Source organism: Streptomyces sp. CC224B, from assembly GCF_030010595.1.
GTDB lineage: Bacteria > Actinomycetota > Actinomycetes > Streptomycetales > Streptomycetaceae > Streptomyces > Streptomyces longispororuber.
This window is the reverse complement of record NZ_JASCXL010000247.1, coordinates 1-1,008: the sequence shown is the minus strand read 5'-3', so window position 1 is coordinate 1,008 and position 1,008 is coordinate 1. Positions and strand designations below refer to the sequence as shown.

Genomic DNA, 1,008 nt, shown 5'->3' with positions numbered 1-1,008 from the left:
TCGCACAGCAGCTCCTCCCGCAACGTGCGCGGAACACGGCCGGCAGCCCGGGGAACGAAGTCCGGTGCGGGCAACGCTGCGCGGTCCAGCTTGCCGTTGGCGGTCAGGGGCAGCTCGTCCAGGAGGACGAACGTGGCCGGGACCATGAAGTCGGGCAGCCGCGCTGCGGCGAAGCGGCGTAGTTCCGCGGGGGCAGGCAGGCCGTCGCCCTTGATGGGCACCACGTAGCCCACCAGACGCCGGTCGCCGCCCTGCTCATGGCAGACGACGATCGCCTGTGCCACACCGGGGTGCTCACTCAGCACAGCCTGGACTTCGCCGGGCTCGATGCGCAGGCCGCGCAGTTTGACCTGGTCGTCGGTGCGGCCGAGGTATTCCAGTTGGCCCTCGGTGCCGCAGCGGACGATGTCGCCGGTGCGGTACATGCGGCGGCCGGGCGGGCCGTAGGGGTCGGGGAGGAAGCGTTCGGCGGTGAGTGCGGGCTGATTCAGGTAGCCGCGTGCGAGGCTGGGGCCGGCGATGTAGAGCTCACCTGGTGTGCCGGGCGGTACCAGGGCGAGGTGGTGGTCCAGGACGCGGACCCGGTTGTCGGCCACGGCGGTGCCGATCGGGACGTGGTCGGAGGTGAGCGGGGCGCTGATGGCGCCGCACACCGTCGTCTCAGCGGGCCCGTAGGCATTGATCAGGCGCCGTCCCGGTGCCCAGTTGGCGGCCAGGCCCGGTGGGCATGCTTCGCCACCCACGGTCAGGACCCGTAGCCCGGTCAGGGCGTGCGTGCCCTCCTCCGGCAGCGTCGTGACGACACTGGGTGGCAGCATCACGTGAGTGATGTGCCGCTGGGCCAGGGTGCGGTAGAGGTCGTCGCCGACCAGGCGGCGCTGGCGCGGCACCACGAGCGTGGCTCCGATGGTCAGGGTCTGCACCAGCTCCCAGAACGCCGCGTCGAAGCTGGGTGAGGCCACCTGCAGGACGCGGGAGTCGGTGTCCAGCGCCATTCGTTCGCGGGTG

General features: G+C 71.5%; 1 protein-coding gene. It reads right to left on the bottom strand.

Annotated elements, in window-relative coordinates:
• Nucleotides 1–995: AMP-binding protein (locus QK440_RS41180; RefSeq protein ID WP_282798387.1), on the bottom strand; the 995-nt coding region annotated here is incomplete at its 3' end.
• Nucleotides 996–1,008 lie beyond the last annotated feature (13 nt).